The sequence below is a fragment of the uncultured Agathobaculum sp. genome, from assembly GCF_963927765.1.
Taxonomy (GTDB): domain Bacteria; phylum Bacillota; class Clostridia; order Oscillospirales; family Butyricicoccaceae; genus Agathobaculum.
In genome coordinates, this window is sequence record NZ_CAWVCU010000049.1 from 19,311 (window position 1) to 34,516 (window position 15,206).

The 15,206-nt window shown below is 51.3% G+C and carries 11 protein-coding genes; 3 read left to right on the forward strand and 8 right to left on the reverse strand.

The genetic code is table 11. The annotated features are described in order from the left end of the window. Positions 1 to 50: 50 nt before the first annotated feature. Positions 51 to 1,436, reverse strand: coding sequence for a sodium:alanine symporter family protein (locus tag ABGT74_RS03905; protein WP_297284094.1), 1,386 nt, complete (start codon positions 1,434 to 1,436; stop codon positions 51 to 53). A gap of 343 nt (positions 1,437 to 1,779) precedes the next feature. Here ABGT74_RS03905 and ABGT74_RS03910 point away from each other — a divergent pair, with 343 nt between their 5' ends. Next, on the forward strand, positions 1,780 to 2,523 hold the full coding sequence (locus ABGT74_RS03910) for a hypothetical protein (RefSeq protein ID WP_346704555.1): 744 nt from the start codon (positions 1,780 to 1,782) through the stop codon (positions 2,521 to 2,523). A 61-nt stretch (positions 2,524 to 2,584) separates the two neighbouring features. Here the strand turns inward: ABGT74_RS03910 and ABGT74_RS03915 are convergent, their stop codons facing one another. From ABGT74_RS03915 to ABGT74_RS03925, 3 genes are all read right to left on the reverse strand, one after another. Further along, positions 2,585 to 5,233, reverse strand: a complete 2,649-nt coding sequence (locus ABGT74_RS03915) for an S-layer homology domain-containing protein (protein WP_346704556.1) — start codon at positions 5,231 to 5,233, stop codon at positions 2,585 to 2,587. A 139-nt stretch (positions 5,234 to 5,372) separates the two neighbouring features. Next, the gene (locus ABGT74_RS03920) at positions 5,373 to 8,129 is read right to left on the reverse strand and encodes an O-antigen ligase family protein (RefSeq protein WP_346704557.1); all 2,757 of its coding nucleotides are present in this window, start codon (positions 8,127 to 8,129) and stop codon (positions 5,373 to 5,375) included. An 87-nt stretch (positions 8,130 to 8,216) separates the two neighbouring features. Then, the gene (locus tag ABGT74_RS03925; protein WP_346704558.1) at positions 8,217 to 9,341 is read right to left on the reverse strand and encodes a glycosyltransferase family 4 protein; all 1,125 of its coding nucleotides are present in this window, start codon (positions 9,339 to 9,341) and stop codon (positions 8,217 to 8,219) included. Positions 9,342 to 9,534: 193 nt separating this feature from the next. On the opposite strand from ABGT74_RS03925, the gene ABGT74_RS03930 reads away from it, so the two are divergent. Beyond that, on the forward strand, positions 9,535 to 10,914 hold the full coding sequence (locus ABGT74_RS03930) for an undecaprenyl-phosphate glucose phosphotransferase (protein WP_297284099.1): 1,380 nt from the start codon (positions 9,535 to 9,537) through the stop codon (positions 10,912 to 10,914). Positions 10,915 to 11,138: 224 nt separating this feature from the next. Beyond that, positions 11,139 to 12,401: a hemolysin family protein gene (locus ABGT74_RS03935; protein ID WP_297284100.1), complete on the forward strand. Its 1,263-nt coding sequence runs from the start codon at positions 11,139 to 11,141 to the stop codon at positions 12,399 to 12,401. A gap of 90 nt (positions 12,402 to 12,491) precedes the next feature. Here ABGT74_RS03935 and ABGT74_RS03940 read toward each other — a convergent pair whose 3' ends face one another. The 4 genes from ABGT74_RS03940 to ABGT74_RS03955 form a co-directional block, all read right to left on the reverse strand. Next, entirely contained in the window at positions 12,492 to 13,358 is an 867-nt protein-coding gene (locus ABGT74_RS03940) for a DNA/RNA non-specific endonuclease (RefSeq protein ID WP_297284101.1), read from the reverse strand. Next, positions 13,346 to 13,768, reverse strand: coding sequence for a ribonuclease Z (locus ABGT74_RS03945; RefSeq protein ID WP_346704559.1), 423 nt, complete (start codon positions 13,766 to 13,768; stop codon positions 13,346 to 13,348). Before ABGT74_RS03945 ends, ABGT74_RS03940 begins: the two co-directional genes overlap by 13 nt. A 191-nt stretch (positions 13,769 to 13,959) precedes the next feature. Beyond that, entirely contained in the window at positions 13,960 to 14,850 is an 891-nt protein-coding gene (locus tag ABGT74_RS03950) for a PHP domain-containing protein (RefSeq protein ID WP_297284103.1), read from the reverse strand. Between the two features lie 27 nt (positions 14,851 to 14,877). Beyond that, positions 14,878 to 15,069, reverse strand: a complete 192-nt coding sequence (locus ABGT74_RS03955; RefSeq protein WP_297284104.1) for a DNA-binding protein — start codon at positions 15,067 to 15,069, stop codon at positions 14,878 to 14,880. Positions 15,070 to 15,206: the final 137 nt, after the last annotated feature.

The following is a 15,206-nucleotide window of genomic DNA, read 5'->3' on the forward strand; positions in this document are numbered from 1 at the left end:
TGTCCTTTTGCGGACGGTTTGGCAACCCTCCGCGCAGGTCTTCTCCTATGCTATTTGTCTACAACAGGAATCTCCGTAGTATCCTTTTCGTCCAAATGATTGAGATAATGCCGCGTTTCCCGTACAATCACGCCGGAAAGGAGCAGCACCGCGATCAGGTTAGGCACTGCCATCAGCGCATTTAAGATGTTTGCAATCGTCCACACCAGATCGAGCGACAGCACTGGCCCGATCACAATAACGAGAATGAACAGCAGCTTATATGGCAGCATACCTTTTCGTCCGAACAGGTATTCGCAGCACCGCTCTCCATAATACGACCAGCCCAAAATCGTGGAGTATGCAAAGGTGATAATACCGATCACCAGAATCATGGGCCCCAGCACCGGAATCTGCGAAAAAGCTGCTGTCGTCATCTGGCTGCCATCCTCGATCATGTCCATATTGATGCTCGGATTCTTCATGATGGTAGTGACCAGCACCAGTCCCGTCATCAGGCAAACGACAACCGTATCCCAAAACGTCCCAGTTGCGGAAACCAGCGCCTGCCGCACCGGATTGCGTGTCTGTGCAGCGCTTGCAACAAGCGGCGCAGAGCCCAAACCGGATTCGTTAGAAAACAAACCGCGTGCCACGCCATATTGCATTGCCAGCCGCAAACCGCCGCCTACCAGTCCGCCTGCAACAGCACCCGGCTTGAATGCCAGAACCAGAATGGTTTGCAAGGCAGGCAAAATGAAATCCCAGTTGATGCACAGGATCACCATACAGCCCAGCACATAAAATGCCGCCATAAACGGCACCAGTTTTTCGCAAACGGTTGCAATCGACTGAATACCGCCGATGATGACCACTGCCGTGACCGCCGCAAATACGATGCCGATGGCCAGCGGAGGGATATAGATCGGGCTGTTGCCCTGAATGATCTCGGAAATCGCATTGATCTGGGTGCCGCAGCCGATGCCGAACGACGCCAGCATGGCGAGTGCGGCAAACGCTACTCCCAGCCATTTCATGTTCAGCCCACGCTCGAGCGCATACATTGCACCGCCCTGCATACGTCCGTCTTTCGTCTGCACTCGGTATTTGACCGCAATCAGGCTTTCAGCATACTTGGTTGCAATACCGAACACACCCGTCAGCCAGCACCAAAGCACGGCCCCCGGCCCGCCCAGAAATACGGCTGTACCAACACCGACAATGTTTCCTGTGCCGATGGTGGATGCCAATGCGGTTGTTAACGCCTGAAACTGGCTGACATCTCCAGGCGAGTCCGGGTCCTTAGTCAAGGACAGCCGGATGCCGGTGAAAGTTTTGCGCTGGATGAATCCGGTGCGAAACGTCATAAAAATATGTGTGCCCAGAAGCAACACAATCATCGGCAAGCCCCAGATCCAATTGTCTATCGCGGATACAACTTTGGAAAACGCCTCCATCCAATTTCTCTTCCCTTCTTTTTGAACTGAAAACAGGAAAGGGAGCGAAGCTCCAGCTTCGCCCCCTTTCAGCAAGGGCCGCAGACGCCCTATACATGCCTGCTTACGGGAGCCGCAGCAAACCATACCCCTTTGTACCGTCGCCGCGTCATATTATCATTATACAATATCCACCCCAAAATGCAAGAAAAACCGAGGTACAATCTTTGATCTTGCATTTTCTGCATTTTTTCCTATTCTATAAGTATGCTTGTCTCCCGCCATTCATTAACCAAATATGACTCCACGCATGTTCTGCAACCAGCGAAACATGCGCGAAGTCATACAATCGAAGGAGGTTCCCATGGACTTTTCTCCAAACAAACTAGAACAATTCAGCAAAAAGATATCTTCTCTGCGAGACCAGCCCAATATGCAGCCAAACGAGTTAAAAGCATACTTTGACAGCAGTCCGGAAGAGGTGCGGCAGGCACACAATAGTCTCTGCGACGCGCTCACGACTGCGACAACACAATCGACTGCCGCTGCCAATATTGGTTTTTCACGAACGGCGGGCGTTCCTGCCGACACGATACAGGCTGCTGTTGAGAATGTGCAGTCCCAGCTAACCGATGCGGTGCTTGGCAACATTCCCTCCGGCAGCGTAACCAATGACAAGCTTGCGCAGGATGTCCGCGACCATTTTACCACCATCGAGAACTCGGTTTCCACTGAAGTTCAAGCACGGCAGACCGCCGACAGCAATCTGCAAAAACAAATCAACACCCACACCACACAAATTGCAGCGAAATGCGAAATTGCCTGCGGCAGCTATACCGGAGATGGCACGGAAAACCGCACCATCAACCTTGGGCGCACGCCCAAGGCTGTATTGGTGATGACCAACGACGGCAAAATGTACCTTGCAAATGTTCAGGGTACCTATGGCGGTTTGGCAGTCACTGGTTCGCCAATCATTTATCAAAAACCCGAGCAGCAGGCTGTCGCGATTGTTACCAACGGTTTTCAGGTTACAATGGGCGGCTCCTATAACTGTCTGCTCACCAACGCAAAATCTTATATCTATAACTATATCGCATTTTTCTAAAAGAAAACCCCCGAGCCGAAGCTCGGGGGTCTTACTATTTAGACAATCACTTCTCTACGAATTAGAGGGAAGCTTCCTTGTCGAGCTTGTTGCTCTCGGAATCGATCACGATTGCAACAACCTTGTTAGCGTCGTCACCAGAACCCAGCAGGTACATGATGTTCGGAACGCGCTTGCTGGTGTCGGTGTCGTCGGAGCCAGCTTCAACGATAGCGTCGATGCCTGCGCCGGAAACGCCCTTGCCTGCAGCGTCGTCAACAGTCAGAACAACAACGTCCTCGCTCAGGGTGTAGGTGTAAGTGCCAGTGCTATTCTTAACCTTGATTTCGCCCTCAGCCTTGCCGTCGAAGCCCAGAACAGCCGCAACAGTGCTTGCAGTGGTAACGTTGTCGATGAACTTGCCGTTGACCTTGTAGCTGATCAGATCGCCAGCCTTAACACCCGAAGATGCTACAGTGGAATTATCAGCGTACAGGGTGATCGTGTCAGTGCCGTTCCAAACGTCAACCGCAGCCTTGGTCTCACCCTCGAAGGTGGTGGTGTACTCGTCGGTTACCGCGTAAGCGTAGGAAACATCCTTAGCGCCCGGAACATCCGTATCTGCGTTCTCATCAATCAAGGTAGCAGCCTGGATGTAGTCGATACCGTTGGACTCCTTGTACAGGTAAGTACCTGCGAACTTGATGTCTGGAGTAGTTACGCTGTTGAAGTCCTTCTGCCAGGACTTAACCTGTGCACCGGTCAGAACCTTGGTCTCGTTCTGGGTCTCAACAAAGACTACCGCGTCGTCAGCAATGGAAACGCCGCCGATCTTGGAGTCGAAGTATACAGACTTACCGCCGTTGCCGGTCTTGGCCGGATCGTTCTCGTAATCCTTGCAGCCAGCCAGATTGGTGGAGCTTACTTCCTTAACGTCGTAAGTGCCGTCAGACAGCTTGGTGTAGGTAACCATCTTGTTGCTCAGTACATCTACCTTACCAGTGCCATCAACCTTAACTGCATCACCCTTTGCCAGCTTATCGCCTGCAACCTTGGAAACCTTAACTTCCGCATTGGTGCCGTCAGAGAAGTACATACGAACCTTAACGGATACGTTATTTTCGCCAACAACCGTATCCTCATTAGTGTTCACGCCGGAGATGTAAGCGACGTTTGCAATAGAACCATCGGTCTCATCAGCGAACAGGATGGTGTTGCCAACGATAACCAGATCGTAGGTGGTGCCATTCTTAGCATCTACATAAGTAGTGCCGTTGTCGACAGCCAGCTTGTACCAGGTGCCGTCAACCTTAGCCTCGTGAGAGGTGGAGCGCTCGCCCTCAACCTTAGCATTGGTCACGTCGAGCTTCTCAACGTGGTTGCCACCCTCGGTGGTATTGTCAGAATCAATTACGCGAACGTAATCATTCTTAGCAACGCCATCATAGATGGTGTCGTCGTCAAACTTAAAGGTGCCAACACCGTTTACGGTGATGGAAGTCTTGGTAACAGCGGAAACCTTGCCGATTGCAACCGGAGTGTAAACTGCGGTATCAACCTTACCGTTGCCGTTGTTGTCGATCAGCTTGATCTCGCCAGCAGCAGCATCGCGTTTGCGCTCGTTGTTGCCGTCATCAATGTTCAGAGCATCGAGGTTGGTAACGTTATCAGCTACTGTGATGTCGCGGTTCAGCTTGTAAACGTTGTTGGTGCCAGCAGTCTTCTCGAGCTTGTACTCGGTGCCAGCCAGCTTAACCTTGTCAGCAGTAGTGCCCGCTACTTCCAGCTGGCCAACGAAGCCAGAAGCTACAACCTTGGAATCCTCGTGAGCGTAAACACCGTAAACCTTGGAGGTATCATTCTCCTTGTGCATTACGTTGACACGCTGGCCGATCAGGTTGGTGTAGTCGGTAGCTACGCGAGTGTAAGCGCCATTGTTCATGGAGTAGGTGTCGCGAGCGTCTTCCTTCTCAACCTTGGTCAGAAGGATAGCTTCGTCGGTAACCAGATCCATGCACTTCTGACCCATGGTCTCGTTAACAGAAGTCGCGGTGAACTTGATTTCGCCAGTAACCGGATCCTGCTTGCCAACCATAGCAGTGGTGGTAACCTTCTCGTAAGCGTTTGCATCGGTGCTCCACTTAACAGTGTCAGCCTTCAGAGCGTTGTACATGATCTGAGCAGCGTACTGACGCGGCATAGCAGCCGTTACAGAAGAAGCTACATCGTCGTACAGGCCGTTCTGGGAAGCCAGAGCGTTGGTGCGCTGGGTGTAGCCGGTGCCAGTCAGGCCGGACTTGTCAGCCTGGTAGCCCATGCAGATCAGCAGCATCTTAGCCAGCTCGGTGCCGGTAACCTTGTCGTCCGGAGCGAACTTGCTGTTGCCCTTACCGTTGATGATGCCATTGGTGTAGCAGAAGTTGATGTAGCCTTCTGCCCAGTGGCCGGAGTAAACGTCGGTGAAAACAGACTTGCCTTCAAAAGCAGAGGCGTTGTCGTTACCGCCGTTCCAGATGGTGTAGATCATCTTCGCAGCTTCAGCGCGAGAGATCGTCTCGTTGGGCTTGAAAGAGCCATCAGTGTAACCATTGATGACACCCAACGCAGAGAGCATTTCAACGGCTTCGGTCTGCTCAATGTCAGCCGCATCCGTGAATGCCGCACCAGCGAACATGGTGAACGCGCAAGCGAACGCCAACACCAGTGCGAGAACCTTTTTAAGATTCTTCATGGGTTTTTTCCTCCTTAAAATTTTTGAGCATTGTGCTCTTTTCGTGAATTATAATACCACAGGACTTTTTGAGGGTCAAGCAAAGTGGTGTGAATGTAACAAGGGTGTAATATTGCAAGCTTTGTAACATTCCGTTTTATCAGCGGCTAAATTCCACTCTTTCAATAGTTGTACCTGCTTTTATCCGCAGGGAGACGCTGCTTTCAAAGCCACCGCCTAGATCATGCACCGCTTCACTCATCCCGGTGGCGGGATCAAATGCTACCTCATTGCTGCTGACATAGCATTGCAGAACACCGGCCGCATCACTGCTCTGCACTTTCAGGCGGTACTCTCCTTCATTTTTCAGCACAGTGCTGAACACAACCAAGCAATCTGTTTGCGCGGTGAATGAACCGTTTCCGTTCCATACAACCGCCCCCTCCTGCACAGTTGCATAATCCGGTGCGCCATCCTGATTAACATCCGGTGCTGTAGCGGTATCCAAACCCAAATTAGCAAAAATCTCCAACGTCGTGCTGCGATCATACGGCTCGAGTGCAGACACAGTCAATAATTTGTTCAAAAAGGAATTATTTTCCGCTTTCAACAGTACTTCGTCCAACTGATCCGCATTCACAGCCTGCAGTTTCTGATACGATGCCATCATATACTCTATATAGCTGTTATCCTCCAAAAGCGGCACAGCGTTAAACTGATCGACCGGATCAATGATGGATTCGTAAATATCAAACATCTGCTGCCACATTTCTGCATCGGCACGCATATAGTCCGCACCGTCTCTGAGCGTATACATTGCCTTGGCAAACTGTCCGCTGCCTACATAATACTGCGCCAGCGGGATGGTGATGGAGTTGGACTCTTCCTTCGCCAAATCAGCAGCGTACTGATCGGCGACGCCTTCCTCGTTGCCTCCCGACAGGAGATAGGACAGCTTATAGTCATTTTTCTCAAACAGATCGATCGCCGCGCAGGTTTTCAGTTTATCCAGTGTCAAGCTATTGCCGGTAAAAATACTCTGTGCTATCAGGTTTAAACCAATCAGTACGATAAAGATTGACGAGACAGCAGCGATTGGCCATTTCACCGTACCGCCCTTACTGCTTTCCGGTACTTTGATACGCAGGCAATCACCACAATATAAGGTTATCATTGCCAGCACTGCAAAGAACATCGGCAGACACCCGCCAACCGACCAGATCACATCGGTGACCGCCTGTCCAAACATCTGCACAACGCAAGCCGCAAGCAGCATGACAAAAAGCGGTTTTTCTTTACGGCTTTTTACCAAGGCCCAAGCAGCGGTTCCAAGCATTGCCAAAAACGCTGCCAAGCCCAGCACGCCAAGATCACACAGTGCTTCTACATAATGGTTATGCGCATATTTGGTTTCATAATAATAGTCCTGCACGGACACAATGCCGTTTTCAAAACCACCAAGACCACGGCCAAAAACCGGCGCTGTCTGCCACAGTTTGAGCGCATCCTGCCAATATACGCGACGCTGCACCACATTACCGTTGGCTGACAAGTCCTGAATACGGTCTGCAATGAATGCCGGCAACAGTTTATAGCCCAACTTGATGCTGCCGCTTGCCGCGCCGTCATACACAGCACTGTTCACGGTTACACCCGGCTCGCTGCATGTAAAGTAGAAGAATACCAGTTCACTGTCCTCCGGTACGGAGAACGTGATCGGTGCATCCGAAGTCCCGCTTACCAAATCGGTTTCGTTATTCTGAATCAGGTTGCTGGTATTCTTATAGGCAACGCGCACACTTACCGGTGCGCTCGCCTCAACCGTTAGTGTATAGTCTCCCGCGCCAAGATCTGCCGTGCGCCGGAAGTCGCCCTCCGTTCCGAATGTATATGCGCCAGTTACGGAAAGTGCAGCGACCAGATACACCGCCATCACCACGATGATACCGATGATTACGCCAACCAGCACTTTCCCTTTATCAGACAGGATGACCGAAACTTTATCGCGTACCCATACTTCCAACAGACTGGCAGCAGCGCAGCCCAGCACCAGCATCAGCAGTGGCAGCGGCGAACCCGTCACCGTATCGCCAAAACCTTTGACCGATACTGCGCCTACAATCAGGGCAACCACAGCCGTCTGTAACAGCAACAGGAAAAATCCGATGCGCTGTTCTTTCGGGCAGAGCACGAGCATCAGCAAGCAAGCCACCACAAACACACCAAGCGAACCCATGGAAAATGCCAGCAGATAAGATACCGCATTGACCATCAGCAGGATGGTACACAAGATTTTCTGTTTTCTGCTTTCCGCCGTTAAGACCAGCCACAGAGAAAGCAGGCAGGCAATCGACATCAGGCCGGCATAAATATTCGGGTTGCCAAAAATCGTATTCAGACGGGAATAAAAGTATGCGCCCGTATTGGCATAACCCTCACCCACTGCTTCCATCAGCACCCGGAACGGGCGCACCAGAATATTGGAGGATGCCGCGTCAATCGAAAGCACGCCTACAGGTGCAGCAGCACAAGCCAGCACCGCAGCCACACGGCGGAATGCCGTCTTACTGTCCTGCGCATGCAGCACAATAACCATGAATACTGCGAACGCCGCCAACAGACAGGCAAATTCAGCAATCGCAAATTTGCCGGAACGGGCATACAGCGTCGAAATGCCCGCCAGCAGCATATAAGCAAACACGGCAAAAGCCGGCGGCGTCAGCAAACGCTTGATCCTCTCCTTATCGGCGAAAAGCAGCATGCATACAACGGCTACCGTTCCCAACAGCCCGACTACTTTCTGTGTATAGTAACTGCCATTGTTACCAAAGCACAGCATAAAAAATACTGCGACTGCCGCGACGATATACAACCACCATCGCGTTGTTCCAACCGGTTGAACCGTTTTTTCTTTCATGACTAAGAAACCTCCTTCACGCTGCCGCCTCCCGCAGCGTTTTTTCGCATTGATACATTGATACCTTATTATATAATAGATTCTTTTTCAGCGAAAGTCTTTCACCGCGTTTTCATATAGTACCGTCAACTCCGGAAAAACCCGCTCGATTCCAAACCGTTGCACCGAATGTCTTGCCGACTCACCCATGCGCTGCCTCAATTTTTCTTCCATCAGGTGTTTCACCGCTTGCGAAAAGGCACCTACATCCCCAAAGGGATATAGAAAGCCATTTTCTCCGTTGCAAACAAGATCCTCATGCCCTTTGATCGCACTGGCTACCACCGGCAATCCACAAGCCATCGCCTCCATCAGATTGAACGGCAACCCTTCGATCCGGCTGGAGGACACGCATATATCCGCTGCCCGATACAAATTCTCCATATCTCGCACAAATCCCGGAAAACGCACCCGATCGACAAGTCCCGCCTTTCCTGCCTGCATGCGGCATGCTTCCCGCAAATCACCCTGTCCCGGCAGCAGCAGGATGACATTCTCAGGCAAGCCCTGCATCGCTTGAATGAGCATCGCCTGATTTTTCCTTCCGGAAAACTCCGCCGCATAGATCAGTACCAGATCGGACGGCTTCAGTCCTAACCGCCGCCGCAATTCCTCCCGCTGTGGCTGTGTCGGCGGTGTAAAACGCGTGAAATCCACGCCCATCCCCTTGGTGCACATCTGTTTTTTCCCCAGATGATACCTCCGTGCAATTTCCGCATCCTGCCGGTTCATGGTCAGCAGCCAGTCTGTCACTGGCGCTGTCATCCGTTCTGCCCCCAGCAGCAGCATCCGCTTTGTCCACCGCGTATCTTTGTCAAACAGGTATCCGTGCACCGTGTTCATCACACCCGGCCTGCGCTTTCCCAGCGGAATGACCGCAAGGCGCGCAAAAAACGCTGCCAAAGAGGTGTGCAGACTGATCATCTCATACCGTTCTTTCCGCATCAGACGATATAATGCCCGCACGGCTGCCAAATTTTTTGGAGAAAACATACTTTTTTCCAGCGGAAGAGAAATAAAACGGCTCACTCCCTCCAAATCGCACAGAGCACCGCCAGCGGCTGCATGCACCTCATAGCCTTGACATGCAAACCATTGCAGATAGGGACGATGAAAGGATGCGAGATGTCCGAAAGTTGAGGCAATATACAATATTTTCCCCTTTTCTCGCATGGAAACACGCCTCCAAAAGAAAACGCAGGCGATTTTCCCCACCCGCGTCCTGTTTCTTTATTCGTTTAAAATATTACCGCATACTGCACTTTTTGTCAAGTTAAGAGCGCAAGTTAAGAGTGGTTCTTCTGTAGAAAATTGCGATCAAATATGGTAGAATAAAAGCAATCCATTCCTTCAGGAGGATCGACCGGTGATCAAAGAAAACCAAAAGACACTCAATCAGATCAATGGCCTGACTGACGTGCTGATTCTATTCCCCTGTATGCTGTTGGCTTACTTTATCCGCTTCGTGCTTTTTCAGGGTGAACCCGGCCATATCGGCCTTCCCTATTATCTATATGCTACCGTTTGCATCACCCCGCTTATGTGGTTCCTATACAGCCTGATGGGACTATACGACTCCTTTCGCGCCAAAAACTTCTTAACCGAATTCAGTCTGCTGCTGCGCTGCAATGTCATCCTGTTCGGACTGGCTCTCGCTTTCTTCTTTATTTTTAAGGAATTTCATCTTTCCCGTTGGACACTGTTTATCTTCTTTGCATTAGCAACACTGCTAATCACCGTCAAACGCTGGTTCTTGCGGCGCATCCTTCGCACGCTTCGTGAAAACGGCTATAACCTCAAGCATGTGCTGCTCATCGGATGCGGTGAGCAGGCGCGCACCTATTATCAGGCAATCCAGCAGGATCGTACGCTCGGTTTCTCCATCGACCATTATCTTGCCCCCCGTGATTGTCTGCCCGGGATTTCCTATTTGGGTGGGTATGACACCCTTTCCAAGGTGCTCGACCGCATCAATCCCGACGAAGTCGTCATCGCTTTGGAAGCGGACGAATATCCTTATTTACAAGGCATTATTGCCAACAGCGAAAAGCATGGCGTCAAGGTTTCCCTGATCCCTTTTTACAGCCGTTTTATCCCCGCGCATCCGGTATATGATGAAGTGGGCGGCATCTCTTTGGTCAACCTCCGCCATATTCCGCTTGACAATATCGGCAACGCCTTTATCAAACGAAGCATGGATGTCATCGGTTCGCTTCTGCTTATCCTCATCACTTCCCCCATCATGCTGTTTGCTGCGGTCGGCGTCAAGCTTTCCTCCCCCGGCCCCATCCTGTTCAAGCAGGAACGAGTCGGACTGAACAAAAAGACTTTCTATATGTACAAATTCCGTTCCATGCGTGTCAACGACAAGCAGACCACCGGCTGGAGCACAAACTCTGATCCCCGCAAGACCAAATTCGGTTCTTTCATCCGCAAATTCTCTATTGACGAACTGCCGCAGTTTTTCAACGTGCTCAAAGGGGACATGAGTCTGGTCGGCCCGCGTCCCGAGCTGCCCTTTTTCGTCAATCAGTTCAAAGAGGAGATCCCGCTTTATATGGTCAAGCATCAGGTGCGCCCCGGCATTACCGGCTGGGCACAGGTCAATGGCTTCCGCGGCGATACTTCCATTCAAGGACGCATTGAGCACGACCTGTATTATATCGAAAACTGGACGTTTCTGCTGGATATCAAAATCCTGTTCATGACAGTTTTTCGCTTTGCAAACAGCGAAAAACTCCAATAGGCCAACGCTTGCACCGTCCCTGTCGTTATCTTGACGAAATGCGTCAAATTCTGTATAATATACCACATTATTAACTTATTACAAATTTACACAGAAAGGTGGAAGTCTGCTTCTATGTCTGACCCTGATCCTGCGGGCCGATTACCGTTCCGTCCCATCGAAGTATTTTTGGAATAGCGCCGGCACAGGCTGAAATCAAAACAATACTTCGAAAGGAACACACCATGAACACATCAGTAGGTATCATTATCATCATCGCCTGCCTTATTCTGTCGGCGTTTTTCTCCTCTACGGAGACCGCTTTTTCCTCCCTCAACCGCATCCGCGTCAAAAGCCTTGCCGAAAAAGGCGATAAACGGGCAGCGCTGGTGCTGCGGCTGTCCGATCAATATGACAAATTGCTGTCCACTATCCTGATCGGCAACAATATCGTCAACATTGCATCCGCATCGGTTGCAACGGTTTTGTTCATCCGCTGGGTGGGCGAGGAAACCGGTCCTTCTCTTTCTACCATTGTCACCACAGTGGTCGTGCTGATTTTTGGCGAGATCTCCCCCAAAACCTTGGCAAAGGAATCGCCGGAGTTGTTTGCCCGTTTTTCCGCGCCGATCATTCAGGTGCTCATTTACATCCTTACGCCGGTCAATTTCCTGTTTGTCCAGTGGAAAAAGCTGCTCTCCTGCATTTTCAAAACTTCGGAGGATACCTCCATCTCGGAGGAAGAGCTGCTGACCATGGTTGATGAAGCCGAAAGTGAAGGCGGTATCGATGAGCAGGAGGGCGATCTGATTCGCAGTGCAATCGAATTCAGCGACGTGGAAGTTGTAGAGATCTTCACCCCGCGTGTCAACATTGTCGGTATCTCTGAGGATACGGATAATCAAACGATTGCCAAGCTGTTTAAGGATACCGGCTTTTCCCGCTTGCCGGTCTATCGAAATTCCATTGACAATATCGTCGGCATCATTCATGAAAAGGACTTCTATAACGAGGTTGCGCCCTCCGGCCGTTCAATCGACGTGATCGTTACGCCCCCGATTTTTGTTGCAAAAACCATGAAAATCGGTGAGCTGCTCAAAATGCTGCAAAAAAACAAGTCGCATATGGCGGTTGTTGCAGATGAATACGGCGGCACGCTGGGCATTGTGACGCTGGAGGATGTACTGGAAGAACTGGTCGGCGAAATCTGGGACGAGCACGACCGTGTCGTAGAACAGTGCTGGAAAACCGACAACCATGAGTATCTGGCGCGTGGTGCTGCCGATTTTGAGAATGTGCTGACCAACTTCGGTTATGAGGATGACGAAATCGCGGACAGCTATACCACGGTCAACGGCTGGATGATCGACCAGCTGGAACATATCCCTAAGCAAGGCGAAACACTTACCTACAAAAATCTGGATTTTGTCGTGCAGGATGCCGATGACCGTCATGTCACACTCATCAAAATCATCGAGCATGAAACCTGTGAGGCGCCGACGGTCTGACGGATACGGTTTCCATCCTATACATTATAAATAGAAAGCCGCTTCTCTGCGCCAAATGGCAGAGAAGCGGCTTTTCCGTTTGCACCAAAGCTATTTCCCCAGACAGTTGCCACAGAGCGAATACCCCTGCTCCAGCAAATCCGCGTAGTCTCCGGTGTAATATTCTTTATTCTTTTCCCCAATGCTCGCCACACTGGAACAATCCGGCAAGTGGATCTTTTTCGAGCCGGTATTGAGCACATATTCCGTTGTGTCCGCTGTATGATCCGTCTGCGCAGTGTCCGCTTCGCGGCTTTCGCCGGTTGCATAGTCGATTTCCACACCGGGCTGCACGTTATAGCAATATACGTTGTAGCAAATGCCGTCCCCTTCATCCTCTACCGAAAGGGCTTCCATCTGCACACCGGAGGCGACCAGATTATCCCCCTCAAAAATGGGTGTAACACGGTACAATACATGGTTTCCGGTTTCTTTGATGTAATCCGCCACCAGATTTTCAAACGGCAGCATACCTTCCACATTCAAATACCGTGTACCGGTGATGAGGTTCTCTTCGTTGGCATTTTCCGCCGTCAGCTGATAGCCGATCAGATGACAGCGGTTATACAGATATTTTCCATCCACGAAATCATATTTGACCGTCTGCCAGCCGGACGACTTGACCTGTCCGATCGAACCGCGCTCCTCGGTCGGCATCAGGTCGGTGGAAATACAGGCATAGGCCGTGCCGCAGCGTCCCAGGAGGTCCAGCGGTGCATAGCTTTCAAAGGACTGTGCGGTCTTATCCTCTTCCGGAAAATCCGGCACATTACCGTCGATCTCCACATACGGCTCGCCGCTGTACGCCGGAATATCCTCCAGCGAAACGGACTGCTGCGGCGACAGCATCGCGCAGCCGGAAAGCAACATCTGGATACACAGCAGCACCGGCATGATTTTCTTTATCATTGTTTGCATTTTTCGTAAACTTCCTTTGTGATTTTTGCGTGTGAAAACCCGGGAAACTCCTCTGTTTCTTGCAGAGTCCAGCCATAGGCCAGCAGCGAACGGTCAAAATACCGGTCCGCCGGGTAAACACGGTTCCAGCAAAACAGGATGATCGCTTCTATCCGATCTTCAAACGGCGCAATCTGCTGATCTTCGACAAAGCAATAATCACCCTCTCCTGCGAGAGCCAAAAACCGTTCGTCAACCCGTAGGCGGGCGCGTTCCTGATCTGCAAACTGCCCGGCAGAATACGCATTCAGCCACAAACTCTGCGCGCCGCACAAGTTCAGCATATGCTGGCGCAGCACACGATCCTGACTTTGGCGCCGCTGGTGAAACAGCATTCCATCCTTGTCATCCAGACAGAGCATCACTCGCATTCCGTTCCCCCATTCTCTTCGCCCGACCAGTTGCTTTTCCCAAGGCCCTATTATCATACCACAGAATCACCAAGGTTGTCGATTGGGCTTTACCTATTTGCAAACAATGATCCACTTTGATATTGGAAAAGCAAAATGCCACGGTCTGATTCGGCCGTGGCATTTATCATATAAGAAATAAAATATTGGCATCATCGAACGTGCTGAACGGCATCCAGCAACGCAGCCCGTGCCTCACCTTCGCATCCCTGCCAATCCACTGCGCCAATCCGAATGTCCGGTTTGCTTCTGCCGTGAAAATCACTGCCGCCACCGAGCAGCAGGCCGTATTCCTTGGCTTTTTGCACGTAAAAAGACACTTGCTCCGCTGTATGGTAACTGCTGAACACCTCTACACCGTCCAGCGGCAGCCGAAGCGCACCGTCCAGTGCCGCTGCATCCGAAATAGGGATGCCCGGATGTGCCAGCACTGCAATCCCTCCGGCTGCATGAATCAGGTCAACCGCCTGTTCGGCCGTCATAAAATCTACCGGCACATAGGCTGGTTTGCCCGGCGCGAACACCGACCAATAAAAGTTTGCAATCGGTCGGTCCGACAATGTGTCTCCCGGCAAAAGGGGGCGGATCAGCGGATGTGTGCGATTTTCCGGCATTTGAAGTGCGGACCGCACGATGGTTTCCGCACACACCGCGCCATCTCCCGCCCATTCCAGCACTTGCTCCCGGTCAAACGCGATACCCAGCGCCGAAACGGTATCCATAAGCCGCAGGCCAGCCTCGGTTTGCCGCACACGCACTGCCTGCACTGTGTGCAGCAGCAATGCATTGGCAATATCAATGCCATAACCCAGCAAATGCAGCAACTTGCCTTCCTGCACACAGTCCAGCTCTATGCCGGGAATGGCTTGCACCCCCAGTTGAGCACAACGCCAAATAAATTCCGCCGTCCCTGCAATGTCGTTATGGTCGGTCAGTGCCGCCAGTGTCACCCCTTCCTGACAACACAGTTCCGCCAGCCCGCGCGGAGAGATCTCCCCATCCACACTGACGGCGGAATGCATATGCAAATCAGTCTGTGCCATGGTTTTGGCCCCCTGTCTCTGCTCGGTTTAAGCGGATATGCCGCATTTGGAAGCAGCATATTCCAATTCAGGCGGCAAAACCGCATCCTCTGGAATCAGCCAGCGGCGGCTCAACCGTACCACACCGCTGATGCGGGCTTTCTCACAGCCGCTTCTCACCTGCTGCGCGCTCACCCCCCATTTCACAGCTGCTTCCGGAATGGTAATATAGCTTTTCATGTAAAACGCTCCTCTCACGCCTGTTTTACAACTGTTTTGCAGCAAGGGACGGACCTGTTGACCAAAAGAAATCTGGGCTGAAAGTTGATATTTTCAGCCCAGATTTTTAGCATATATGATGTAAAAAGGATAGCCTT